This window comes from Shewanella sp. 10N.286.52.B9, assembly GCF_002873635.1.
Classification (GTDB): Bacteria; Pseudomonadota; Gammaproteobacteria; order Enterobacterales; family Shewanellaceae; genus Shewanella.
The window spans coordinates 18,174-42,020 of sequence record NZ_MCTY01000169.1 but is presented as its reverse complement, the minus strand read 5'-3'; the positions used below and the strand labels follow the sequence as shown (position 1 = coordinate 42,020).

The 23,847-nt window shown below is 42.1% G+C and carries 25 protein-coding genes; 5 read left to right on the top strand and 20 right to left on the bottom strand.

The window, feature by feature from the left end:
• Positions 1–84: 84 nt before the first annotated feature.
• The 15 genes from rnhB to rpsB all read right to left on the bottom strand — a co-directional run bounded on the left by rnhB (position 85) and on the right by rpsB (position 14,835).
• A complete protein-coding gene (gene rnhB, locus BCU91_RS10625) occupies positions 85–711 on the bottom strand; it encodes a ribonuclease HII (protein WP_241900949.1) in 627 nt (208 codons plus the stop codon).
• An 88-nt stretch (positions 712–799) separates the two neighbouring features.
• Positions 800–1,942, bottom strand: a complete 1,143-nt coding sequence (gene lpxB / locus BCU91_RS10620) for a lipid-A-disaccharide synthase (RefSeq protein ID WP_102531441.1) — start codon at positions 1,940–1,942, stop codon at positions 800–802.
• An 8-nt stretch (positions 1,943–1,950) separates the two neighbouring features.
• Positions 1,951–2,721 carry an acyl-ACP--UDP-N-acetylglucosamine O-acyltransferase gene (gene lpxA / locus BCU91_RS10615; RefSeq protein WP_102439644.1) on the bottom strand — a complete coding sequence of 257 codons (771 nt, stop codon included), beginning with the start codon at positions 2,719–2,721 and terminating at the stop codon, positions 1,951–1,953.
• Positions 2,718–3,179 carry a 3-hydroxyacyl-ACP dehydratase FabZ gene (gene fabZ / locus BCU91_RS10610; RefSeq protein WP_076542894.1) on the bottom strand — a complete coding sequence of 154 codons (462 nt, stop codon included), beginning with the start codon at positions 3,177–3,179 and terminating at the stop codon, positions 2,718–2,720. Before fabZ ends, lpxA begins: the two co-directional genes overlap by 4 nt.
• A gap of 35 nt (positions 3,180–3,214) precedes the next feature.
• Positions 3,215–4,234: a UDP-3-O-(3-hydroxymyristoyl)glucosamine N-acyltransferase gene (gene lpxD, locus BCU91_RS10605; protein WP_102439645.1), complete on the bottom strand. Its 1,020-nt coding sequence runs from the start codon at positions 4,232–4,234 to the stop codon at positions 3,215–3,217.
• Positions 4,234–4,731, bottom strand: a complete 498-nt coding sequence (locus BCU91_RS10600) for an OmpH family outer membrane protein (RefSeq protein WP_102439646.1) — start codon at positions 4,729–4,731, stop codon at positions 4,234–4,236. The genes lpxD and BCU91_RS10600 overlap by 1 nt, the downstream gene beginning before the upstream one ends.
• A 56-nt stretch (positions 4,732–4,787) precedes the next feature.
• Positions 4,788–7,271 (bottom strand): outer membrane protein assembly factor BamA, encoded by a 2,484-nt coding sequence (bamA, locus tag BCU91_RS10595; RefSeq protein WP_102439647.1) that lies wholly within the window; start codon positions 7,269–7,271, stop codon positions 4,788–4,790.
• A gap of 30 nt (positions 7,272–7,301) precedes the next feature.
• Positions 7,302–8,672 (bottom strand): sigma E protease regulator RseP, encoded by a 1,371-nt coding sequence (gene rseP, locus BCU91_RS10590; protein ID WP_102439648.1) that lies wholly within the window; start codon positions 8,670–8,672, stop codon positions 7,302–7,304.
• 14 nt (positions 8,673–8,686) lie between these two features.
• Positions 8,687–9,877, bottom strand: a complete 1,191-nt coding sequence (gene ispC / locus BCU91_RS10585) for a 1-deoxy-D-xylulose-5-phosphate reductoisomerase (RefSeq protein ID WP_102531440.1) — start codon at positions 9,875–9,877, stop codon at positions 8,687–8,689.
• A gap of 4 nt (positions 9,878–9,881) precedes the next feature.
• On the bottom strand, positions 9,882–10,739 hold the full coding sequence (locus BCU91_RS10580; RefSeq protein WP_102439650.1) for a phosphatidate cytidylyltransferase: 858 nt from the start codon (positions 10,737–10,739) through the stop codon (positions 9,882–9,884).
• Between the two features lie 20 nt (positions 10,740–10,759).
• Positions 10,760–11,584, bottom strand: a complete 825-nt coding sequence (locus tag BCU91_RS10575) for an isoprenyl transferase (protein ID WP_102531439.1) — start codon at positions 11,582–11,584, stop codon at positions 10,760–10,762.
• Positions 11,585–11,667: 83 nt separating this feature from the next.
• Positions 11,668–12,225: a ribosome recycling factor gene (gene frr / locus BCU91_RS10570; RefSeq protein WP_076542902.1), complete on the bottom strand. Its 558-nt coding sequence runs from the start codon at positions 12,223–12,225 to the stop codon at positions 11,668–11,670.
• A gap of 109 nt (positions 12,226–12,334) precedes the next feature.
• Complete coding sequence (gene pyrH, locus BCU91_RS10565) at positions 12,335–13,072, bottom strand: UMP kinase (protein ID WP_076542903.1); 738 nt, start codon at positions 13,070–13,072, stop codon at positions 12,335–12,337.
• Positions 13,073–13,139: 67 nt separating this feature from the next.
• Entirely contained in the window at positions 13,140–13,991 is an 852-nt protein-coding gene (gene tsf / locus BCU91_RS10560; RefSeq protein WP_076542904.1) for a translation elongation factor Ts, read from the bottom strand.
• 115 nt (positions 13,992–14,106) lie between these two features.
• Positions 14,107–14,835, bottom strand: a complete 729-nt coding sequence (gene rpsB / locus BCU91_RS10555; RefSeq protein WP_076542905.1) for a 30S ribosomal protein S2 — start codon at positions 14,833–14,835, stop codon at positions 14,107–14,109.
• A 330-nt stretch (positions 14,836–15,165) separates the two neighbouring features.
• Between rpsB and map the strand changes: the two genes are divergently transcribed.
• From map to dapD, 3 genes are read left to right on the top strand one after another with little or no spacing between them, the layout of a single operon-like run.
• Positions 15,166–15,957: a type I methionyl aminopeptidase gene (gene map, locus BCU91_RS10550; protein WP_102531438.1), complete on the top strand. Its 792-nt coding sequence runs from the start codon at positions 15,166–15,168 to the stop codon at positions 15,955–15,957.
• Between the two features lie 22 nt (positions 15,958–15,979).
• Positions 15,980–18,559, top strand: a complete 2,580-nt coding sequence (gene glnD / locus BCU91_RS10545; protein ID WP_102531437.1) for a bifunctional uridylyltransferase/uridylyl-removing protein GlnD — start codon at positions 15,980–15,982, stop codon at positions 18,557–18,559.
• Positions 18,560–18,577: 18 nt separating this feature from the next.
• A complete protein-coding gene (gene dapD, locus BCU91_RS10540) occupies positions 18,578–19,402 on the top strand; it encodes a 2,3,4,5-tetrahydropyridine-2,6-dicarboxylate N-succinyltransferase (RefSeq protein WP_076542908.1) in 825 nt (274 codons plus the stop codon).
• A 79-nt stretch (positions 19,403–19,481) separates the two neighbouring features.
• On the opposite strand, the gene BCU91_RS10535 is transcribed toward dapD, so the two are convergent.
• The 5 genes from BCU91_RS10535 to BCU91_RS10515 form a co-directional block, all read right to left on the bottom strand.
• Positions 19,482–19,979, bottom strand: coding sequence for a GNAT family N-acetyltransferase (locus BCU91_RS10535; protein ID WP_102531436.1), 498 nt, complete (start codon positions 19,977–19,979; stop codon positions 19,482–19,484).
• A gap of 154 nt (positions 19,980–20,133) precedes the next feature.
• Positions 20,134–20,709: a CBS domain-containing protein gene (locus BCU91_RS10530; RefSeq protein ID WP_102439654.1), complete on the bottom strand. Its 576-nt coding sequence runs from the start codon at positions 20,707–20,709 to the stop codon at positions 20,134–20,136.
• A gap of 268 nt (positions 20,710–20,977) precedes the next feature.
• Positions 20,978–21,514 (bottom strand): YaeQ family protein, encoded by a 537-nt coding sequence (locus tag BCU91_RS10525; protein WP_102439655.1) that lies wholly within the window; start codon positions 21,512–21,514, stop codon positions 20,978–20,980.
• Positions 21,515–21,643: 129 nt separating this feature from the next.
• The gene (locus BCU91_RS10520; RefSeq protein ID WP_102476178.1) at positions 21,644–22,570 is read right to left on the bottom strand and encodes a bifunctional precorrin-2 dehydrogenase/sirohydrochlorin ferrochelatase; all 927 of its coding nucleotides are present in this window, start codon (positions 22,568–22,570) and stop codon (positions 21,644–21,646) included.
• 125 nt (positions 22,571–22,695) lie between these two features.
• Positions 22,696–23,013 (bottom strand): DUF2007 domain-containing protein, encoded by a 318-nt coding sequence (locus BCU91_RS10515; protein WP_102439657.1) that lies wholly within the window; start codon positions 23,011–23,013, stop codon positions 22,696–22,698.
• Between the two features lie 129 nt (positions 23,014–23,142).
• Between BCU91_RS10515 and BCU91_RS10510 the strand changes: the two genes are divergently transcribed.
• Together BCU91_RS10510 and BCU91_RS10505 are read left to right on the top strand one after the other, a co-directional pair.
• The gene (locus BCU91_RS10510; RefSeq protein ID WP_102439658.1) at positions 23,143–23,541 is read left to right on the top strand and encodes a DUF3224 domain-containing protein; all 399 of its coding nucleotides are present in this window, start codon (positions 23,143–23,145) and stop codon (positions 23,539–23,541) included.
• The gene (locus BCU91_RS10505; protein WP_102476179.1) at positions 23,538–23,789 is read left to right on the top strand and encodes a hypothetical protein; all 252 of its coding nucleotides are present in this window, start codon (positions 23,538–23,540) and stop codon (positions 23,787–23,789) included. Before BCU91_RS10510 ends, BCU91_RS10505 begins: the two co-directional genes overlap by 4 nt.
• The last annotated feature ends 58 nt before the right edge of the window (positions 23,790–23,847 follow it).

Sequence of the window (23,847 nt, the reverse complement as noted above, 5' to 3'; positions counted from 1 at the left end):
TAAATAAGCCGATTAAACAGCGCCAATGCCGTAGGCAATACTTGGCGATGCTGTCTAATGCTATATTGTTATAACCAAAGCGGTTTAAGATTCAGATTTTGCCAGTACTGCCATGACTGGTTTAAAACTTTTGCGGTGTTCAGCTAATACCCCATGTTGTGCTAATGCTTCAAAATGGGCTTTAGTTGGGTAACCTTTATGATTGGCAAACCCATATTGTGGATATCTGGCATCAAGCTCAGCCATTTCCCTGTCGCGGGTTACCTTGGCAATAATCGATGCGGCGCTTATTGCTGCCACCAAGCCATCACCTTTGATAATGGCATGACTAACGATTCCAAACTCTGGACTACGATTCCCATCCACCAACACTCGCTCTGGGGTAATAGTTAAGCCTTGCACTGCCCGCTGCATAGCCAGCATGGTGGCATGGAGAATGTTAAGTTCATCAATCTCTAATGGGGATGCACGGCCGACACTAATGCATAAGGCTTTTTCACTGATTTCAGTAAATAGCAATTCACGGCGTTTTTCAGTTAATTTTTTTGAGTCATTTAAGCCTGATATCGGATTATTAGGGTCTAAAATAACTGCTGCGGTAACCACATCACCCACTAATGGGCCTCGGCCAACTTCATCAACACCCGCGACCACGCCGCGGCTAATGTATTCAACTTGTTCGGGGGTAATACCCTTTATTACTGCAGGAATACGACTCACAAATCACCTCTAAAATTGCCATAAAAAAACCTGCTTGAGCGAATAACATCACTCAATCAGGCTTTAAAAATTACTGATATTAATCGAGTAAGTTAATTACCGCGTCAGCAGCTCTATCGCTGGCATTGCAGCGTAAACTGCGATGAATTTGCTCAAACTCTTGCTTAAGCGGCGTAAAATCTGCATTTAACTGCTCAATCACTGCAGCTGAAATATTCTCAGGATTACACTCATCTTGAACAATTTCAGGAATAAGCTTTTTGCCCGCGAGCAAGTTTGGCAAAGAGTAATGCTCAACTAACATCATGCGTTTAGCAATTTTGTAAGTCAGCGCATTAACCCGATAAGACATCACCATAGGCCTTTTAACCAGCATGGCTTCAAGTGCTGCAGTGCCTGATGCTAGTAAAATAGCGTCAGCTGCGGCCATGACTTCCCTTGATTGCCCTTCAATTAAATCGATAACCAAATCTGGTGCATACAGCTCAAGGGCGGCAATAAACTGCTCCTTACGGGCCTTATTAACCAGTGGCGTGACAAACTTAATATCTGGATAAGCTTGCTTAACAATCAGCGCCGCTTTAATAAAAGGTTCAGCTAACTGTTTTAGCTCACCACCGCGAGATCCAGGCAAAATGGCTAAATATTCTGCATTAGGGTCTAAACCCAGCAGTTTACGGGCAGCTAACTTATCGCTTTCAAGCGGAATATCATCCGCTAAAGTATGACCGACAAAGGTACATGGCACCTGATGTTTGTCATAAAACGCTTTTTCAAAAGGTAATAACGACAACACCATATTGGTGGCTTTTTCGATTTTGAAAATACGTTTTGGACGCCAAGCCCAGACCGACGGACTCACATAATGGACCGTTTTTATGCCTTTATTTTTTAACTTGAGTTCAACCCCAAGGTTAAAATCTGGCGCATCAATACCAATAAAGCAATCAGGTTTTGCTGCACAAATTTGCTCAATCAAACTGGCGCGCACTTTAAGTAAACGCGGCAGCCTTGCTAACACTTCAACAATCCCCATAACGGCAAGCTCTTCAAACGAAAAAAAGCTCTCGAAACCAAGAGCCTCCATTTGAGGACCACCAATGCCAATAAAGCGCGCATCTGGGTAGTGTTTTTGTAGCGACTTAATTAAGCCTGCGCCTAAAATATCGCCGGAGATTTCTCCGGCGACCATAGCAAATACACGAGGGGTATTATTTGTCATTATCAATACTATCGAATGATCCCGCGAGATGAACCATTAATGAATTCAACCATGCCTTTAACGTATTCATCGGCTTCAGCGTCTTCAGTAATTTCAGCTAATGCTTCTTCAATCGTTAAATTTTTACGATATAGCGATTTATAGGTACGACGAATAGCATGTTGGGTTTCTTTAGTGAAACCTCGGCGCTTCAAACCTTCAACGTTCAGACCTCTTGGGATAGCTGGGCTACCGGCTGCCATCACAAATGGCGGCACATCTTGAAAGATGGTTGAAGAGCCTGCAGTAAACGCATGGGCACCAATATGTACAAACTGATGTACACCAGTCATGCCACCTAAAATAGCCCAATCACCAACATGTACATGGCCTGCAATAGAAGCATTATTTGCCATGATAATATTGTCACCTAACACACAGTCATGAGCGATATGCACATAAGCCATAAGTAGGTTATTTGAACCTATACGGGTTTCACTATTATCTTGAATGGTACCGCGGTGAATAGTCACGTTTTCACGAATGATATTATTATCACCCATGATTAAAGTTGTTGGCTCACCAGCATATTTCTTATCTTGGCATTCTTCGCCAATTGAAGAAAACTGGAAGAAACGATTGCCTTTACCAATGACACTTGGGCCTTTGATAACGACATGTGAACTAACCCAAGTATCGTCGCCAATTTCAACGTCTGCGCCAATATAACTCCAAGGGCCAATCGTGACATTGTTACCAATTTTTGCGTCTGGGTGAACGAATGCTAACTTATCAATCACTTGTTGATCTCTCTGCGTGCACACATGATTTCGGCTGAACAGGCTAGCTCGCCATCGACGAATGCTTGTCCTTCAAATACACCAATTCCTCGGCGCTCTTTAATCATTTTAACGTGGAAATGAATCTGATCACCTGGAGATACCACCCGCTTAAAACGTGCTTTATCAATACCAGCAAGTAAATATAAGACATCTGGTGATGGATCTGGACTCATGGTTTTAAATGCAAGCAAACCTGTTGCTTGGGCCATCGCTTCAATGATTAATACACCAGGCATTACTGGTTTAACTGGGAAGTGACCTTGGAAAAAAGGCTCATTAAAGGTGACATTTTTAATCGCATGTAAAGACTCACCTACGGTGTAATCTAGAACACGGTCAACTAACAAAAAAGGGTATCTATGAGGAAGATACTGAAGGATCTCTTCAATATCCATGGTATTTAATTGGTTTGACACGCTAATTCCTCGCAATGGCAATCATGCCATGACTTCTAATCTTGTATTTTCTTTTCAATCACTTTGACGCGATTAAATAATTCATCTAAATGACGGAAACGAACAGTATTGCGACGCCATGATTTGTTATCCATTGCAATTGTAGCAGATGAATACAAACCTGGTTTACGAATTTCGCTTGTCACATTGGTGCTGCCAGAGACATGGGTGCCGTCTGCAACCTTCAAATGGCCTGCGATACCGCTACCGCCACCAATAATACAGTACTTACCAAGAGTCGCACTACCGGCTAGGAATGAGGTTCCTGCAATAGCGGTATTTTGGCCGACAACACAATTATGGGCAATTTGAACTTGGTTATCGATGATAACGCCATCATGAATTTCTGTATGAGATAAAGCACCACGATCTACTGTGGTATTGGCGCCAATTTCTACATTATCGCCAATTCTTACACCACCAGTTTGTGGGATTTTGATCCAGTTACCGCGCTCGTTCGCATAGCCAAAGCCATCAGAACCAATCACGCAACCAGAATGAAAAATACATTGCTGACCAACAATCACATCATGATAAAAAGTCACATTGGCTTTTAAAATACAGCCAGAACCTATGATAGATTGCTCGCCAATAACACTACCTGCAGCAATTTGTACGTCATTACCAATAATGACATTGGCATCGATGACAACATTAGCCCCTATAGCGACATTCTCGCCCAGTTGCGCTGAGGCATCGATTTGTGCCGAGGGGTGGATACCTTTGGTAACTTTTGGGGTGGTATCTAAAAGTTGTGCTACCCGTGCAAAGCCCACGTATGGGTCTTTTAACACTAAAGCATTGCCGCTGTAATCTTCGGCATCTTTTTCACTCAATAACACCGCACCCGCTTGAGAGGTCTCAAGCTGGGCACGATATTTACTATTGGCTAAAAAAGAAAGTTGATCTGAGGCGGCATCTTCTAGGGTCGCAACACTGGTGATCACCAAAGTGTCGTCGCCTTTAACAGATGCGCCTAATAGCTGACCAAGCTCTTTTAAAGTCACGGTTTTCATTAGTTGCCTTTACTTAACGCTTGAACAACTTTATCACTGATATCAGCATCTGGCTTAACGTAGATAACTGCACCACGTTGCAATACGATGTCATAAGACTCTTTTGCAGCAATAGTATTAATCGCTTCTTGTACTTTAACTAAAAGCTTGTTTTGCTCTTCACCTTGACGACGACGCATATCTTCATCAAGTGCTTTGCCTTTTAATTGGAAATCAGACTTTAGTGATTCCATTTCACGTCCAAGCTCAGTTTTTTGACTTTCGCTCATTAACGCGCCATCACGTTGTTGCTTTTCAACTAATGTACGCATTTGTTCTTGCATTTTTTGTACGTCAGCAACTCGATCACCAAACTCAGTTTTTAGTGACTGTGAAATTTGTTCACGTTGAGGCAGTTGCTCAAATACTTCGCCCATATCAACCACAGCAATTTTTTCAGCATGTGCCATCATAGGTGCACTTAAAAATGCCATTGTTACTAACGCGCGATTTAACATCTTTTTCAAAATAGACTCCTTGTTATTATCAGCAAAACTTGCTGAGTGTATTTGTTTTAGAACGTTTTGCCAATGTTGAACGAAAATATCTCTGTTTCATCATCTTCGTACTCTTTAATCGGCCAAGCCAAGCTAAACACCATAGGTCCCATTGGTGATAACCATTGGACGCTCATACCCCAAGAGGCACGGATCCGACCTGGGTCGCTATAATCTTCCAGTTTGTCAAACTCATCCGCTGGAAGGTATCTATACGAGTCATAATCAAACTCGGTATCCCATACGTTACCAGCATCAACAAAGAAACTAGTACGTACTGAATTAGAATAAGCCTCATCCAAGAAAGGCGTTGGAACAATCATTTCCACACTGGCAGTCGCAATGGCATTACCACCAATAGAACGACCAGAACTCACTTGAATTCGGTTAGGATCACCTGGCAGTGTACAGCCGTCACCTGATGGATCTGGCGCACATGGCTCACTACCACGATATAAATAGAACGAACGAGGGCCGACAGAATTAGACTTAAAGCCACGTAATGAGCTACTACCACCTGAGTAATAGTTTTCCCAGAAAGGCAAAATTTGATCATTATCATTAAACTTACCATAACCATTGGCATAACCTAAGCGCGCTCGCGTTAGTAACACAAAGCTGTGGTTACGGGTTAATGGTAAGTAAAAGTTGGTATCAAAGTCAGTTTTAAAATACTGCAGATCCGACCCTGGAATGGTTGCTTTCGCACTTAGGCGCTGCGATGAACCATCTGTTGGGAAGGTGCCGCGGTTTAATGTGCTGCGATACCAACCACCATTTATCTCAAAGTTATCAAAGGCTAAATCAGAATTCGGGTCATCAGACTCACGGTAAACATTATAGAAACGTAATGCTTGTTCGTAAGCAGAGATTTCTGAAATCGCGTTATGACGATAGCCGATACCACCATTTAAACGGTTATTTTCGTTTATCGGGAAGCCTGAGTTTACCGCGATGCCATAAGATTTATTCTTATAACGCTCAAGGTTAGCCTCGTTTGCATCAAACTCGTTCCAGAAGATACTGCCGCCTAAGCTCACACCATCTTTAGTAAAGTACGGGTCAGTGTAAGAGAAGTTAACGTTCTTAGAATACTTATTGGTATTTAAGTTAATACCCGCTTGGTTACCCGTACCTAAGAAGTTACTTTGCTGTACACCAAACTGCAGACTTAAGCCTGATTCAGTACCATAACCCACACCGGCGTTAAATGAACCAGATGGCTGTTCTTTCACATTGAAAGCCACATCCACTAAGTCATCACTGCCAGGTACTTGTACGGTTTCAGTATCAACTGTTTCAAAGTAACCTAAACGGTTTAACAATACTTTTGACTGCTCAACTTGAGCTGAGTTTAACCACGCACCTTCCATTTGACGTAGTTCACGACGCATTACTTCATCTTTAGTAACTGTGTTACCGCTGAAGTTAATTGAGCGCACGTAAACACGTTTACCAGGGTTAACATTAATGTTTAATGCAACCTCTTTGGTTTCGTCATTAATTTCTGGATAGGTTTTTACTTCAGGATAAGCATAACCAAAACGGCCTAAATACTTGCTGTACATTTCTTCGGTGAAGGTAACATCACCACCGTTGTACATATCGCCTTCTTTGATCGGCAAGATAGCCTTCATCAACTCTTCACGGCCCATTAAATCACCGGTTAAGTTAACTTCAGAGACCTCGTACTTATCACCTTCATCAACATTGATGGTGATGTACAAGCCTTTTCTATCAGGGGTCATTGCCACTTGGGTTGATGTTACCGCAAAGCGAATATAACCTTGGTTGTGATAGTAGGTTTTTACCGTTTCTAAATCAGCTTCAAGCTTTTGCTTTTGATAACGGCGCTCACCAAATAAGTCCCACCAAGCAACGTAATCTTTAAGCTCAAGTAAACCAATTAATTCAGAATCTGAAAAAACGGTATTACCCACTACGTTAATTTGGCGAATTTCAGCCGCTAAGCCTTCAGTGAAGTTAAATTTAAGTTCAACACGGTTACGAGGTAAGTTAATGACTTCTGCTTCAACTTTCGCGCCGTATTTACCCACACCGTAATAGAAATCTTGCAGGCCTTTTTCGATGCCTGACAACATGGTTCTATCAAGTGACTCACCGATTTTAATACCTGAGCCGTCTAAGCTTTCTTGTAACTGCTCATCTTTAATATCTTTGTTACCTTCAAAGGTAACAGCACTGATAGTGGCACGCTCTTTAACGGAAACAAGCAATACGCCATCTTCATGGCTAACACTGATGGTTTCGAAGTTGGTTGAGGCATACAAGCTTTTAATGGCTTGCTGTAATTTTACTTGGTCTACCGTATCGCCCACTTTAACGGGCAGGTTTAGCAAGGCAGCACCAAGTGCGACTCGCTGTAAACCATCAATCTGGATGTCGGTCACTTCAAATGGTTGGAAAGTTTCCGCCATACCATTGCCTGAAAATGACGCGCCGACTAAAATCATCGAGGCAAAAAGTTTATTCAATCTCATAGAGCACTTCTAATTATTTGTGTTCCCTGCTCAGAGTCTGGAAAAATCATTAAAGAGTGCAACACTCATCAACAATAACAGCATCGCTGCGCCAAACCTGAATCCTATGTCCTGTACCTTCTCCGGTACAGGCTTACCCGTAATCACTTCGATAAAGTAATACAGCAAGTGTCCCCCATCGAGCACTGGCAAAGGCATTAAATTAATGATGCCTAAGTTCACACTGATGAGTGCGATAAACCCAAGAAAGTACACAAATCCATAGTCTGCACTGGTACCAGCACCTTGAGCTATAGAAATAGGACCACTTAAGTTTTTCACCGACACATCGCCGGTAAACAGTTTTCCAATCATCTTAAAGCTGACAACCACCAGTTGCCATGTTTTATCAGCGGCTGCTGTGAAGGAATCTACTATGCCATACTCAAGCTGGAAGCGCATACTTTCCGGCCAATCAATTTGAGTAGGACTTACCCCGACCATGCCAATCACTTGGCCTGCAGCATTGGTTTGTGCTTGCGGGGTGACATTAAGGGTTAATGCTTGATTATCACGTAATATTTTTAGCTGCACCGTTTTATCGGCAGACTTTTGTATCACATCTACAAACGCATTCCAATCGCGGTATGGTTTACCATTGATGGCAGTAATTTCATCGCCAACCTGCATACCAGCATATTCTGCCGCGCTACCTTTGGTGATCAAGGCTATTATAGGTTCAATGGCTGGGCGATAAATACCTAAACCAATTGCACTAATTGGCGATTCTTTATCGGGGTCAAATGTCCATTGGCTAATATCAAGCGTATGGGATTGACCAATCTGGGCATCTGTGACGGCCGCATTAAGCGGTGTAAGACTGATCTCTAACGAATCGCCGCCAATATGACTCACTAACGCTAAATTAACTTCTTCCCAGTTTCTGACTTTTTGACCAGATACCGATAAAATTTGCATTGGCTCTTTAATGCTTATCTGCGCCGCAGGAGTATTGGCTTTGGTGGTATCAATAACAGGCTTTAAAGAAGGTACGCCAATGATGTACATAAGGTATAAGGCAACAATGGCGAACAAAAAGTTGGCCATGGGCCCGGCTGCCACAACCGCAATACGCTGCCAAACGGTTTTTCGATTAAAAGCTTGGTCGAGTAATTCCTCTGGGACTTCTTCTACTCGCTCATCAAGCATTTTGACATAACCGCCAAGCGGGATCATCGCCACAACGTACTCAGTGCCGTCTTTACCAACCTTGCGCCAAATGGCTTTACCAAAGCCAATAGAAAAACGTTCGACTTTTATGCCGCAACGGCGTGCAACCCAAAAATGTCCGTATTCATGAACTGTAATCAAAATACCTAATGCGACAATAAATGACCCTAGGTTCCATAAAAAATCTAACATTGTTCTCCTAAGAACTAGTTAATTGATTTAATTGCTTCATGAGCAATAGCACGTGCTTGTGCATCTAACTGTACAATATCTTCAATCGTCGATAACGACGACTGCGGCACTTTTAATAAACACGCTTCATTAACTTTAGCGATGTCAGTGAACTTGATTTGTTCAGCTAAAAAGGCTGCTACGGCAATTTCGTTAGCGGCGTTAAGTACTGTTGTCGCCTCTTGCCCTTGCTCACAAGCCTGCATTGCTAAGCCTAAACATGGGAAACGATTGAAGTCAGGTTCACAGAAGCTCAATTCTCGGACTTTGAAAAAGTCCAAAGGTTCAACTCCAGCGTTAATTCTTTCAGGAAAAGACATACAATGGGCAATAGGTGTACGCATATCTGGGTTACCCATTTGTGCGAGCACTGAACCATCTCGATATTGCACCATAGAGTGAATCACACTTTGCGGGTGAATAACCACTTTCAATTGCTCAGCCTTAGTATTGAATAACCAGCGCGCTTCAATAAACTCAAGACCCTTGTTCATCATGGTGGCTGAATCGACTGAAATTTTAGGTCCCATTGACCAATTAGGGTGATTACACGCTTGTGCTGGCGTCATGGATTGAAGCGCGGCTAAATCGGCGGTTAAAAATGGGCCACCAGAGCCTGTCAGTAAAATATGCGAAATACCAGATACGGTTAAATCACAGTGCCCAAGGTTGGCTTGAATATCGGCAGGTAAGCACTGAAAAATAGCATTATGCTCACTATCGACCGGCAGTAGGGTCGCGCCACTTTGCACTGTAGCGTGCATAAACAATTCGCCAGACATGACTAAGGCTTCTTTATTTGCCAGCAATACCCGTTTGCCCGCTTTAACTGCGGCAAAGGTTGAAACAAGACCTGCTGCGCCGACAATCGCGGCCATAACCGTATCAACTTCAGAAGCCGTGACAAGACCTAATAACGCATCCTCACCTGTTGTCACCTTAGTGGCAATATTAGCAGGTATACGCTGCTGCAGCGCCTTAGCTGCAGATTCATCGACCATATGTGCATATACTGGTTTATGCTCGATACATAATGACAACATTTTATCGACGCTGGCATTGGCAACGAGACCATAAACCGCATATTGCTGTGGGTTTTGGCTAATAACACTTAACGTACTTGACCCAATGGAGCCAGTAGCGCCTAAAATGACCATATTTTGCATTGTATTAAATCCAGAATGCGATGTAGATAAGAGTGAAGATCGGTAGTGCAGCCGTTAAACTGTCCATTCTATCGAGTACTCCACCATGGCCTGGTAAAATAGTACCTGAATCTTTTATATCAGCAGCACGTTTAAACATGCTTTCAGATAAATCACCAAAGGCTGAAGCTAAAGCGGTTATCAGCGTAACGGTAATCACTAAAGCTAATTCTTGTTCTGGTGAGTAATACATCACCCCACATGCGACGACCAAGGTTGCTAATAAGCCACCAATCAAACCTTCGAGGGTTTTATTAGGGCTAACATTGGGCATCAATTTATGCTTACCAAATGCGCGACCAGCAAAATAAGCACCTGTATCAGCGGCCCAAACAACTAACATGACTAAAAAGACTAAGGTGCCGCCAAAATAAGGGTCAACATTACTGCTGATTGATTTGAGCGTAATGAGGGCAACAAAACAGGGAATAAGTGTTAGCTGACCAAACATCGACTTCAGCATTGGGCTGTTTTTCCATATGCTGTCAGTTTTAGGAAATGAAATAACTAAAAGTGCGCTTAAAAACCACCAAAAAGCACCAATAGCAATAATAGAGACAAAAATAGGGTGTAATTGGCCTTTAAGCCACATTGCATCCACAGGTACGATAAAGTTTAACGCTAATAAAATAACGGTGACTGTGACGGTAAATGTCCACTGGGTCACTTTACACTCAGGGTCAATAAAGCTGCCCCACTCTTTTGCGCCGATCATGAATACCGGCACCAAAACCCAAGCAAAATACTCTGCAGGCAGAAAGAAAATGGCCCCTATAACGAGAGGAAGTAACCATAATACTGTTATAATTCTTTGTTTTAACAAAAGTTTAGCCTCTTAATTCTTTATATAGCGCGAATTTCTTCGATTTGACTGCCTGTCAAACCAAAGCGGCGCTGTCTACTGGCAAATACAGCAAGGGCATCTTTAAACGCTTGCTCATTGAAATCTGGCCATAAGGTGTCAGTAAAGACTAACTCCGCATATGCAGCCTGCCATAAAATAAAATTACTGATGCGGTAATCACCGCCTGTCCGGATCATCAAATCAACTTCATTTTGTCCGTGCATGCACAGTTGTTGATTTAATAAATCTTCAGTTAACTCATCGGATGCTAAATCACCTTGGGCGACTTTATCCGCTAACTTTTGTGTCGCTTGTAAAATATCCCAGCGGCCACCATAGTTAGCAGCAACATTAAGCACTAAACCAGTATTGCCTGTCGTTTTTTGTTGTGCTTCATGGATCTGTTTTTGTAAACGTGCAGAAAAGCGGCTGATATCACCGATAATATTTAAACGCACTTGATTATTATGCAGTAGTTTGATTTCGCGCTGTAATACAGTGAAAAACAATTCCATCAGCAAACTGACTTCTTTATCAGGACGACGCCAATTTTCACTGGAAAAAGCAAACAAGGTTAACGACTCGATTTGTAACTGGCTCGCCACACTGACAGCCCGACGCACGGCCTTTACACCGGCCTTGTGGCCGAACACTCTTGGTTTACCTTGTTGTTGAGCCCAGCGGCCATTGCCATCCATAATGATGGCAACATGTTTAGGCAACGACTGTTTAACCACATCTGATAATTGCCCAGGCAATTGCTCTGATGAATCAATATCGGTATCTAATTGTGTTTCTGGCTCAAATCCAACAGTGGATGACATCTATTACAACCCTTTCAAATAGACAAACGCCGTGTAGTATAACCTTACACGGCGCTTCAACTCTAGCTTTGCTATGAGGAGAATTAGACTTCCATCAATTCTTTTTCTTTAACAGCTAAAATTCCATCAATATTCTTGATGCTAGCATCGGTGAACTTCTGAATTTCATCTTCGCTACGGCGAACATCATCTTCAGTACACTCTTTTGCTTTCTCAAGCTTTTTAATTTCGCTGATAGCATCACGGCGAACGTTACGGACTGCAACACGGCCATTTTCAGCTTCACCACGAACCACTTTGATGAAATCTTTACGACGCTCTTCAGTCAATGCTGGTAATGGAATACGCATTGAGTTGCCGGCAGTCATTGGATTTAAGCCTAAATCAGAGCTCATAATCGCTTTTTCTACAGCTTGCACCATAGTAGCATCAAATACAGTTACATTTAGCGTACGTGAGTCTTCGATACCAATATTAGCAACTTGCTTAAGTGGTGTCATAGAACCGTAGTAAGAAACCTGAATTGAATCAAGTAAACTTGGGTGAGCACGGCCGGTACGCACTTTGGCCATTTGGTTTTTAGTTGCTTCAACACATTTGCTCATACGTTCTTGAGCATCTTCTTTAATTGTATTAATCACGTTAAATATCCTTTTGGTCACAAACACTTAATACCTGAACGGCACCTTGATAATGGTACACGGGTTGCCCTATGTCGATACCCGTTCAAGTTAAATTTCTAAGCCTGATTTAGCTTGATTTTTTAGCGCTAATATACGTGCCTTCTTCTTCACCCATGATAACACGGCGCAATGCACCTGGCTTATTCATGTTGAATACTAATATTGGCATGTTGTGGTCACGGGCTAGCGTAAATGCTGCTAAGTCCATTACCTTAAATTCGTTTTCTAACACTTCGTTGAAGCACAGGGTGTCGTATTTAACCGCTTCTGGATCCTTCATTGGATCAGCTGAATAAACACCATCAACTTTAGTGCCTTTAAGTACAACTTCAGCTTCAATTTCAATGCCGCGTAAGCAGGCTGCTGAATCGGTTGTACAGAATGGATTACCGGTACCCGCTGCAAAAATCACAACACGACCCGATTTTAATAAACTGATTGCTTCAGCCCAGTTGTAGTCATCACACACACCTTTTAAAGGAATGGCTGACATCAAACGTGCATTTACATAGGCACGGTGCAGTGCATCACGCATTGCAAGGCCGTTCATTACGGTTGCTAACATGCCCATATGATCGCCAACAACACGATTCATACCAGCTTGCGCTAAGCCTTCACCACGGAATAGATTACCACCACCAATTACAACCCCAACTTGAATACCTAACTCAACCAGTTCTTTGACTTCTTGAGCCATACGATCAAGTACTTTAGGGTCAATACCGAAGCCTTCTTCGCCCATCAAGGCTTCACCACTTAATTTTAAAAGAACGCGTCTAAATGCAGGTTTTGGATTGGTGCTCATAACTTTTTCCTAATTATAACAAAACCGCAGCGGTTGCTGCGGCTTTAGGGTATGAAGAGATGTTGAATTACGCTTTTTTAGTAGCGGCGATTTGTGCAGCAACTTCTGCAGCGAAATCTTCTTCTTTCTTCTCGATACCTTCACCCACTTCTAAACGAATGAAGTTAGATACTGTTGCGCCTTTCTCTTTAAGAATATCGCCAACAGTTTTCTTAGGCTCCATGATGTAAGCTTGACCAGTAAGAGAGATCTCACCAGTAAACTTCTTCATACGGCCAATAACCATCTTCTCAGCGATTTCTTGAGGCTTACCTTCGTTCATCGCGATTTCTACTTGAAGCGCTTGCTCACGAGCAACAACATCAGCAGGTACGTCAGTTGGATTAACGAATTCAGGCTTAGAAGCAGCAACATGCATTGCGATGTGCTTAAGTGTTTCAGCGTCAGCTTCACCCGTTACAACAACACCGATACGGTCGCCGTGACGGTAAGTCGCTTGAGTAGCGCCATCGATGTACTCGATACGACGAACGTTGATGTTTTCACCGATTTTAGCTACTAAAGCAACACGAGTTTCTTCAAACTGTGCTTTTAGCTCTTCGATTGTTACTTTAGATGCAGCAGCAACTTCAAGTACTTCGTTAGCAAATGCTAAGAAGTTACCGTCTTTAGCAACGAAATCTGTTTGGCAGTTAACTTCTAATAATGCTGTGTAGCCTTCAGCTTGCTTGATTAGAATTGTACCTTCAGCAGCAATGTTACCTGCTTTTTTAGCAGCTTTTGCAGCACCGCTCTTACGCATGTTATCAATCGCTAGCTCGATATCACCGTTAGTTTCAGTCAATGCTTTTTTACAGTCCATCATGCCAGCGCCAGTGCGGTCACGAAGTTCTTTAACTTGGGCAGCAGTAATTGCCATTGTTAAGTCCTCAAATTTGATTCGTTTAATATTTCATCTATAAAACAGGGGCCTAAAGGCCCCTGTTCACCAATTAATTATTGGCAAATAAGGGAGATGGTAACCATCAACCTTATTAAACAGTTTCTACGAAACCGTCTTGCTCAGCTTGAACAGCTAAATCTTGACCACGGCCTGAGTTAGCAGCTGCAGCAACAGAAGAAGTGTACAAACGGATAGAACGCATAGCATCATCGTTACCAGGAACGATGTAGTTAACGCCATCTGGAGCAGAGTTAGTATCAACAACAGCAACAACTGGGATACCTAAGTTGTTAGCTTCTTTAATAGCGATATGCTCGTGGTCAGCACCGATAACGAATAATACGTCAGGTAAGCCGCCCATGTTTTTGATACCACCAAGAGATTTTTCTAACTTCTCTAGCTCGCGAGTACGCATTAACGCTTCTTTCTTAGTAAGCTTGTCGAAAGTACCGTCAACAGACTGGCTTTCTAGCTCTTTAAGACGTTTGATTGACTGACGAACAGTTTTCCAGTTAGTCAACATACCGCCTAACCAGCGGTGATCAACGTAGTACTGGTCACAAGAGATTGCAGCTTCTTTGATAGCTTCGCCAGCAGCGCGCTTAGTACCAACAAAAAGAACTTTACCTTTCTTAGAAGCAACATTGCTAATGAAAGCTAAAGCTTCGTTGAACATTGGTACAGTGTGCTCAAGGTTGATGATATGAACACCATTACGTGCACCGAAGATGAAAGGTTTCATCTTAGGATTCCAGTAACGAGTTTGGTGACCGAAGTGAACACCAGCTTGAAGCATGTCGCGCATTGAAACAGTAGTCATTTTATATACCTTAATTTGGGGGGTTAGACCTCCACGGATCCCATACCTTCGACCCTTGCCTAAAATAGACTAAGAGCACCCCGAAGAATGTGTCGATACGTGTGTGATTTAGTATTTAGTTAAATTGCCATCTATAACATGTATAATGGCCGCCATATTTTACTCTTAGTGAAGCAATAAGTGAAGAAAGCTTTGATGCTTAGTTCACTTTTATGTTTCGTTAAGACTTATACATAACGGCGCGCTTTATATCATAACTGGGTAAAAAGTACAAATTTTGCCACATTTTAAATGCGCTTTTTTGACAGCGACAACGGTAAGAGAAAATTCATGAACATAGTTATCAAGACAGCAGAACAAATCGAAAAAATGCGTGTAGCAGGTAAATTAGCCGCTGACGTGTTAGAAATGATAGCCCCACATGTAAAAGTGGGAGTAACGACAGATGAGTTGAATGAAATCTGTGCTAAATACACTGAAGAACATGGAGCTATCTCTGCACCGCTGAACTATCACGGCTTTCCAAAATCAATCTGTACTTCGGTAAATGAAGTCGTGTGTCATGGTATTCCTGGCCCTTACATATTAAAAGACGGTGACGTGCTCAATATCGATATCACAGTGATCAAAGATGGCTTTCATGGCGACACCTCTAAAATGTTTTTAATTGGTGATGTTAGCCCTAAAGACAAACGTCTAGTTCGTATTGCTCAAGAAAGCCTTTATTTAGCCATTAAGAAAGTCAAGCCGGGTGCTAAGTTAGGTGAAATTGGCACTGCTATCGAAAAGTTCATTAAAGCCAGTAAATCTGGTTTAGACAAATACTCAATCGTGCAAGATTATTGTGGTCACGGCATCGGTGAAGGCTTTCACGAAGAGCCACAAGTGGTCCATTATAAAAACAACGACAAAACGGTTTTAAAAGAAGGCATGTGTTTCACAATCGAGCCAATGATTAATGCTGGACGCTACACAACGGTTTTAGATAAAGAAGATAACTGGACAGTGACCACTTCAGATGGTAAAAAATCAGCACAATGGGAACACACATTGCTAGTGACTAAAACCGGAGTCGAAGTACTCACACTACGTAATGAAGAAGAATTCCCAAGAACGCTTTAATTTTTAGGTAAAAAGGACGTCAATGAACACTGCGCTGGTAGCTAAAAACACCCTAGTCGATCTAAACCAGCGCTTATTGGCGCAATTTGCTCAAAAGCAGCCAATAACTGAACTCGTCAAAGAGCGATGTGTATTTGTTGATAAGCTATTAAAACAAGCTTGGCAATCGTTTTATTTTAATGATCAGACGATTGCGCTCATTGCGGTGGGTGGATACGGCCGCGGTGAATTACACCCCCACTCTGATATTGATTTACTGATCCTGACCCAAACCGAAGCCAAGAACCTGCAAGCCCAAGAGCTTATCAGCCAATTTATCACTTACCTTTGGGATTCTGGCTTAGAGATCGGTCACAGTGTGCGCACCATTGAGCAAACCCTTGAGCTTGGCCTTAGCGATATCAGCACTGCTACTAACCTGCTTGAAGCTAGATTGTTATCAGGTGACGAAAGCTTATTTGATCAATTATATGACGCGATTCGTGAACATGATTTTTGGCCTTCTGACACATTCTTTCTTGCAAAAAAACAAGAACAGCAATATCGACATGCTAAAGCCAATGCCTTTGATTTAGAACCCAATATCAAGTCATGTCCCGGTGGCTTACGCGATATTCAAACTATAGCATGGGTGGCTATGCGCCACTTTGACGCCGCGTCATTACAAGAATTAGTCGGCTACGACTTTCTTGAGCCCATTGAATTAACCGAGTTACTGGAATGTCAGGATTTTCTCTGGCAACTGCGTTTTTCACTGCACATGATTGCTGGCAGAGATGAAAATAGGCTGCTGTTTGACTTACAAAGACAAGTTGCCGCAGCAATGGGTTATGAGGATGGGACTCAGCTCGCGGTCGAGCAAATGATGAAACGCTATTACCGCACAGTAAGACGGGTAATGGAATTAAATGAGATGTTGCTGCAGTTATTTAAGCGTGCAACCTTGCATCAAACTGCGCCGTTAACCATTCAGCCAATCAATGAAAACTATCAGCGCCGTGGTCACTTCATTGAAGTGCTCGATAATCAACTGTTTGAGCAACAACCTGAACAAATTATTAATTTATTTTTGTTAGTGGCCAAAAATTCTAATATCCAACGCATTTATGCCCCAACGCTGCGGCTTTTACGTAAAGCACGACGTGGCCTTAAGGGGCCACTACAAGATAACCCAGAGTGCAGAAAATGCTTAATGAGTATTTTAAAGCACCCTCGTGGCATAACAGCTTTATCCTTGATGCATAAACACGGCATATTATCTTCATACTTACCCGCATGGCGTAACATCGAAGGTCAAATGCAGTTTGATTTATTTCATGCGTACACGGTTGATGAGCACACTCACCGCTTACTGCTCAACATTGACCGCTTTTCGCAAACTGAGCAGATAGATGAATTCCCCTTAGGCGCGATTTTAATTAATCAGTTGCCTAAAAAAGGCTTATTAGTTTTAGGCGCTATATTCCATGACATTGCTAAAGGACGAGGCGGCGATCATAGTAAGTTAGGCTCTAAAGACGCGCTGGATTTTTGTAAGCTTCATGGATTAAACGATCATGACGGCCGTTTAGTGGCTTGGTTGGTTGAAAACCATTTAGTGATGTCAGTCACCGCACAGCGCCGTGATATTTCAGATCCTGATGTGGTGGCCTTTTTTGCAGATAGAGTCCAAGATGCGGTGCATTTAAGTTATTTATATTGCTTAACTGTGGCCGATATTTGCGCGACAAACCACAAAGCATGGAATAATTGGAAAGGCTCGTTACTGCGGGATTTATATTTTTCAACTCAGCGCGTGTTAGCCAGAGGCAAAGAAAAGCCCATTGATGTGGCTGAGCGAGTCCAAGAAACCAAACAAAAAGCGCAAAAAGAGCTGCTACGACGTGGCGTAAAACAAAAAAATATTGATGCGTTATGGCTAAGGTTTAAAGACGATTACTTTTTACGTCATCAACCTAATCAGGTTTCATGGCATACAGAAGCCTTGTTGAAACACGACAAGCAAAAACCATTGGTGCTTATTTCAAAGCATACAACCCGTGGTGGCAGCGAGCTGTTTGTTTACGCCAAAGATAAACCCAAGTTATTTGCCACTGTTATGGCGGTGTTAGACAATAAAAACATTAATGTTCATGATGCTAACGTTATGACATCAAATGATGATTACGCCTTAGATACATTCGTTATCCTAGAGCAAGATGGCAAACCAATCAGCCAGCTTTCCCGCATTCAGTCGATTAAAAAGTCACTTGAGAAGGCGTTAGCAGCACAAAAAGCTAAACCGTCAAAATTTAGAAAGCTGTCACGGATCATGAAACCTTTTAATGTTCGTACCCAAGTAAGTTTCCTACCTGGGACTAACCATGATACAAGTATGATGGAATTAATCGCATTAGACTTCCCGGGCTTATTAGCCAGCGTCGGAGAAGTGCTGCATCGCTGCGATATCACCTTATTATCAGCTAAAATAACCACCATTGGAGAGCGCGCCGAAGATTTCTTTATCCTACAAAATAATGCCGGCAGCGAGCTCAATGAAACGCAACAAGCGCAACTATCTGAAGCCCTCTTAGGAGCGCTTTCAACACCTTTACCACAATAAACTAATCGGGAGAAAGTAATGGAGGCATTACGCCAACGCATAGAAGCTGCATTTGAGGCTCGTCAGGACATCACACCTAGCACGGTAGAGCCAAGTGTTCGTGCAGATATCGAAACTGTTATTAGCATGCTAGACAAAGGTCAGGCTCGCGTAGCAGAAAAGATTGATGGCGAATGGCATGTACACCAGTGGTTAAAGAAAGCGGTACTGCTTTCTTTCCGTATCTTTGATAATCAAGTTATCGACGGTGGTGATACCAAGTACTTTGATAAAGTGCCGCAGAAGTTTGCTGACTACACAGCTGAACGTTTCAAAGAAGAAGCAATTCGTGTTGTACCACCTGCAACGGTTCGTAAAGGCTCATTTATCGGTAAAAATACCGTATTAATGCCTTCTTATGTCAACCTAGGTGCATTCGTTGACGAAGGTACTATGGTCGATACATGGGCGACTGTGGGTTCTTGTGCACAAATTGGTAAGAACGTACATTTATCTGGCGGAGTGGGCATTGGTGGCGTTCTAGAGCCACTACAAGCAGGTCCTACTATCATTGAAGATAACTGTTTCATTGGCGCGCGCAGCGAAATCGTTGAAGGCGTAGTTGTTGAAGAAGGCAGTGTTATTTCAATGGGCGTATACATAGGCCAAAGCACACGTATTTTTGACCGTGAAACAGGTGAAGTACATTACGGGCGTGTACCTGCAGGCTCTGTTGTTGTTTCTGGTAACTTACCTTCTAAGTGCGGCACTTACAGCTTATATGCTGCTATTATCGTTAAAAAGGTTGATGCGAAAACGCGCGGAAAAGTGGGTATTAACGAATTACTGCGTATCGTAGATTAATCGTTAGTCACCCAATTAACAGGGCTTCTATTGAAGCCCTTTTTAATGGGTAAAATCTGCCAACTGATGATTAATTAGCTCATTTAATGATTAACTTTTCCATTGGTATACAAGCAAGTTTAAGGCCTCTTGGGGAATGGTAAATTGAATGCTTGTCACCTTTAAAACCACAAGCGCGATAAAAATCAGCTGCATTTAAAGAAGCATCCAATATTAATTTTTTACAGCCTGCTTCAATTGCGACGGTTTCGAGTTGTTGTAACATCGCCCTGCCGACACCTAGACCAAAAGTACTGGGGTGCACAAACATCCCATCGACCATGCCAGTAGCAACAGCGAAACTTTTGCCGGCATCATGGTTAACGTCAATCATGCCAACACCTACCACTGCATCATTGACCACAGCAACATAGCCATGCTCCGAAAATGCATCGACAAATGTTATTGGCAGCTCACCATCCGTCCAAGCTACCAGCATTGCGTCATCATAATGCCCTTTGCATTGGCTTAGTATTGCTTGGTTTCGAATATCAAATGCCACTGTGGCATCATGGCGCTGTGCTTTTCTGATCTGCATCCTTGCTCCGTGTAAATATCATGCTTAATCATTACACATTATTGTTTTACTGATATAAAAACAACACATCAAGCTTGATAAATTGACCTTGATAAATTGACCTTGATAAATTGACCTTGATTAATTGACCTTGATTAATCGACGTTAAGTGCGGTTAACTCGCGGCTTTCAGTTTTTCGACATTATCGGCAATCTCCATAAAGCTGGGATTTAAATTCACATCAATGGGGAGTTTTAAGGTTCGTACAATATCATTAGCCGAAATTAAGCCACGAATAACGTGGGCTCGCTCGTCAACTACTAAACAGTGCTGATGCTGGGAATGCTTCAGCGTTTCAATGACATCAATAATTCGCGCTTTAACCAGTTCCACATAATCAATGGCTTTTAGCTTATTTTTTGGCAACATAAAGTCACTCAATAAAAGTTGATCTCGCGAAAAACCTGCGGCGACCTGCTTAAGCATTTCTTGGCTATGAAGCATTTGTAAACTCACCAGCCCCATAAAATGCCCTTGTTGATCAATGACAATTTTTAACCTGACATGGGATTGTTTCATTAAATGTTCAACGTCTACCGCAGCGGTATTCATTTCAATTACAAAAGGTTTTAGCTGGCTAAAATCAGTAAACACCGCAGCGGCGGCTGAATAAATATTGATATGCTCAGACACTTCAGGGCGGGCAAGCTCATCGACTTTGTCAACTGAATATAAATTTAGTGTTTTCATTAAAAACTTCCTTTTTTGACAAAACAACCGATATTTCTGGGTGTTATCGAGTCTAATTGAGGGAAGTTATCAAGCTTATTACAATTAAAGCTTCTAAATTATAATCACTTGCAATGACTTCATAGTTTAATTTGCCACTATCAGGTTTTGGCATAGGCAAACTTGATAGTGGTATACGACGGCTTAATTTAGACAGGTTAACCTGTAAATTATAGTGCAAAATGTATAATTTAAAGGTTTAAAACAATTATAAGCTCTTTGGTTGACCTTACTTTAAACGCTCAGGTTGAACCATCAGGCTATTGGCTTCATCAGACAACCAAATTTCGCCATCAGTAATACTCACCTGCAATTTCATGTTGCGGTTAACAAACACTTCCATTGCTGCAACACTTTCTTCAGCTATATTAAATACACTTAAGTTTTTATAGCGTTGCAGTGCTTGTTCATTTTGCTTCCACCAAATAGGCACACTGCGACCACTGTAGGTGATTAACTGAACCTGCTTTGACCGACCACAAGCTTTACGCAGCCACTTCTCATCAGCTTGGCCAAATTCAATCCATAAATTGATTTCATCAGATAAGCTTTTTTCCCATAGCTCAGGTTCATCTTCAACACAAAGCCCTTTGCTAAATTGCAGCGAGTCCGACGCATTCATAATAAACGCTAAAATTCTCACCATCATGCGGCTATCCGTTTCTGAAGGATGCTGGGCAATGGTAAGTTGATGATCGGCATAGTAATGTCTATCCATATCAGCGATTTGAATTGTTGCTTTATAGACGGTAGCTTTAGGCGCCATGGGAGTTCCATACAAATAAAAAAAACGAGTCTAACCTGTTTAGCACAAGTATGAAACTCGGTTTAGAATATGTTTTTAGCTCAGTCAATTTACCATTAAGCTAGGCAGTAAATATCCCCACAAAAATGGCTATAAAGCCCCAGGTTGAAGATGCTTCGCCATGGGGAAATGTGCTTTAAATTTTTTTAACTTTTCAGTGTCTAGCACCAATAGCATGCGCTCGCCATGGTGATATTTTGCTGCAATTTCACTGAAATTAGGGACAGCTTCGCGGCTAGCATCACGTCTTATAAGTTCATTAATATCGGTACTAACGCCATTTTCAGTCAGCGGACTGTCCCGATAAATTACTTCAATTTTCTGCAATAATGGCATAGCGGCAATAGGCAATAAGGCCGCGTTATCGTTTTCATCTAACAATAATATTTCGCCATCGGCAGCTAAACTGCTAAATGCATCTTGATAATGAGCTTCTGTCACACTATCAAAACGATCACTGTTTAGTTTAAAGAATCGCTCCCAAAATAAACGTCTATCTTTACCAGAACTGATTTTTTGCTGCACTTCAGTGCGCTTTGACGCAACAAAATCAAATAGAGGGCTCAATGACTGGGGCAATAGCGTTTCAAGTCGGGAACGAATAGTGCGAGCAAACACTGGCGCGGCGCCAGCGGTACTGATGGCAACGACTAAGCGACCTCTGTCGACGATGGAAGGTGTTATAAAGCGGCAAAAACTGGGATTATCAACCACATTGACCCAAATGCCTTTTTGGGTGGCTAAAACGGCATAGTCTTTATTGAGTTGTTCATTGGCTGTGGCCATGTAGATCACATCATAATCAGCAATATCAGCTGCTTCAATAACGCGCCTATGTAATCGAATTCGCCCTTTTTGATGATAGCTTTGAATTTCTTGAGCGATATCCGGGGCAATAACAGTAATGTCAGCTTCGGTGCGTGACAGCAAATCAAGCTTTCTAGTGGCCACTTCTCCGGCACCAACAACTAGTACCTGTAAATTTTTGGTATCCACAAATAATGGAAAATACTGCATCGATCACTCGCAAAATAATTAAGATAATCAACTATAACCAGTTAATAGTGCCATTGTCATCGTCTTATTTAGTATCAATAATAATGATTCAATCTTAAGACTTTTACAGCGGTAAAAGGTCAATGTTAGTTGTGGGTGGTACTTTGTGGCGAGCTGCATTGCCAGCACAGTTCAAAACTGCCTTCATTCATCTCATGACATTGAAGGCATTGCCATTGCGGACAGTCCATATTATGAGACTCTAACAGCGTTTTAGCTTGCTCGAGTTGATTTTGACAAACCCAGATATCCACAGTTTGCATTTCAGTGGGTAACTCACCAACACCACCGAGTAAAGCTTCACCGGTCAATTCTACCAATATGCCATTTGTTTCAAGCAGCCCTTTCCAAGTATGCGCTTGGAGTAAATTACCGCCCGTTAAGAGTACTTTTCTATTGTCCATTATTATTCCTACTGCATTGCTCTGATGGCAAATTTTTAATCATCGTACTTGTAAATGGTTCTTGCTGTCGAGCATTGATTAAACTTTATACTCATTATATGCTCTTGATAGCCTTTAAAGGAGAATCATATGAATCTGCAAATATCCGGTGTATTTCAAATTACAAATTGGGATGAAGCCACAGATATAGAACACCCTGATGGTGCTAAGCAAACCTCAGCAAGTATTAGCCAAATGTACTCAGGCGATCTTGAAGGTGTCAGCCAGCCCAAATATATCATGTGTTATACCGCAGATGGCAAAGCAGTGTTTTGTGGTTTTGAAAACGTGGAAGTCAGCATTAATGGCAAGTCCGGCAGCTTTGTATTGCAACACAATGGTAAGTTTGAAAGTGGTGTCGCCAGCAGTGACTTCATTATCGTGCCAAATTCTGGCCAAGGCGAGTTGATTAACATTGCTGGTAAAGGCGCATTTACTTCTGGTGAAAAAGGCCAAGCTGAGTACCAAATGGAATTAAGCCAAATATGATGGGGTTTTCTATTAGCCGCTTACACTCTTCGGTTGGCATAATTAAAGCTACTGGGCAGTGGGATGCTGACACTATTTCAGGCACTAAATTTACTCAGTTAGAACAAATGTCCACTGATGGCTGGGTTGCATTGGATATTCATCACCCGACTAACAGCCAGTTCATTGCATCCATTAAAGCTGAAGTTTATAGGCACTTGTTATCCCAGCAAGTTATCCCTGCAAGCAGCTTAAACATCAGTAATTAAATTTAAGAAATACATTCCAATAATAAAGCCACTCGATTGAGTGGCTTTTTTGTGTTGC

Coding starts and splice junctions, on each gene's coding strand:
- bamA (WP_102439647.1), bottom strand. CDS start 7,271: ATGAGATTGAATAAACTTTTTGCCTCGATGATTTTAGTCGGCGCGTCA.
- BCU91_RS10515 (WP_102439657.1), bottom strand. CDS start 23,013: ATGGACAATAGAAAAGTACTCTTAACGGGCGGTAATTTACTCCAAGCG.
- BCU91_RS10525 (WP_102439655.1), bottom strand. CDS start 21,514: ATGGCGCCTAAAGCTACCGTCTATAAAGCAACAATTCAAATCGCTGAT.
- lpxB (WP_102531441.1), bottom strand. CDS start 1,942: ATGACAAATAATACCCCTCGTGTATTTGCTATGGTCGCCGGAGAAATC.
- BCU91_RS10535 (WP_102531436.1), bottom strand. CDS start 19,979: ATGCAGATCAGAAAAGCACAGCGCCATGATGCCACAGTGGCATTTGAT.
- pyrH (WP_076542903.1), bottom strand. CDS start 13,072: ATGAGCACCAATCCAAAACCTGCATTTAGACGCGTTCTTTTAAAATTA.
- dapD (WP_076542908.1), top strand. CDS start 18,578: ATGGAGGCATTACGCCAACGCATAGAAGCTGCATTTGAGGCTCGTCAG.
- rpsB (WP_076542905.1), bottom strand. CDS start 14,835: ATGACTACTGTTTCAATGCGCGACATGCTTCAAGCTGGTGTTCACTTC.
- ispC (WP_102531440.1), bottom strand. CDS start 9,877: ATGCAAAATATGGTCATTTTAGGCGCTACTGGCTCCATTGGGTCAAGT.
- BCU91_RS10520 (WP_102476178.1), bottom strand. CDS start 22,570: ATGCAGTATTTTCCATTATTTGTGGATACCAAAAATTTACAGGTACTA.
- glnD (WP_102531437.1), top strand. CDS start 15,980: ATGAACACTGCGCTGGTAGCTAAAAACACCCTAGTCGATCTAAACCAG.
- BCU91_RS10510 (WP_102439658.1), top strand. CDS start 23,143: ATGAATCTGCAAATATCCGGTGTATTTCAAATTACAAATTGGGATGAA.
- rseP (WP_102439648.1), bottom strand. CDS start 8,672: ATGTTAGATTTTTTATGGAACCTAGGGTCATTTATTGTCGCATTAGGT.
- BCU91_RS10600 (WP_102439646.1), bottom strand. CDS start 4,731: ATGTTAAATCGCGCGTTAGTAACAATGGCATTTTTAAGTGCACCTATG.
- BCU91_RS10505 (WP_102476179.1), top strand. CDS start 23,538: ATGATGGGGTTTTCTATTAGCCGCTTACACTCTTCGGTTGGCATAATT.
- lpxD (WP_102439645.1), bottom strand. CDS start 4,234: ATGAAAACCGTGACTTTAAAAGAGCTTGGTCAGCTATTAGGCGCATCT.
- tsf (WP_076542904.1), bottom strand. CDS start 13,991: ATGGCAATTACTGCTGCCCAAGTTAAAGAACTTCGTGACCGCACTGGC.
- map (WP_102531438.1), top strand. CDS start 15,166: ATGAACATAGTTATCAAGACAGCAGAACAAATCGAAAAAATGCGTGTA.
- BCU91_RS10575 (WP_102531439.1), bottom strand. CDS start 11,584: ATGTCATCCACTGTTGGATTTGAGCCAGAAACACAATTAGATACCGAT.
- BCU91_RS10530 (WP_102439654.1), bottom strand. CDS start 20,709: ATGAAAACACTAAATTTATATTCAGTTGACAAAGTCGATGAGCTTGCC.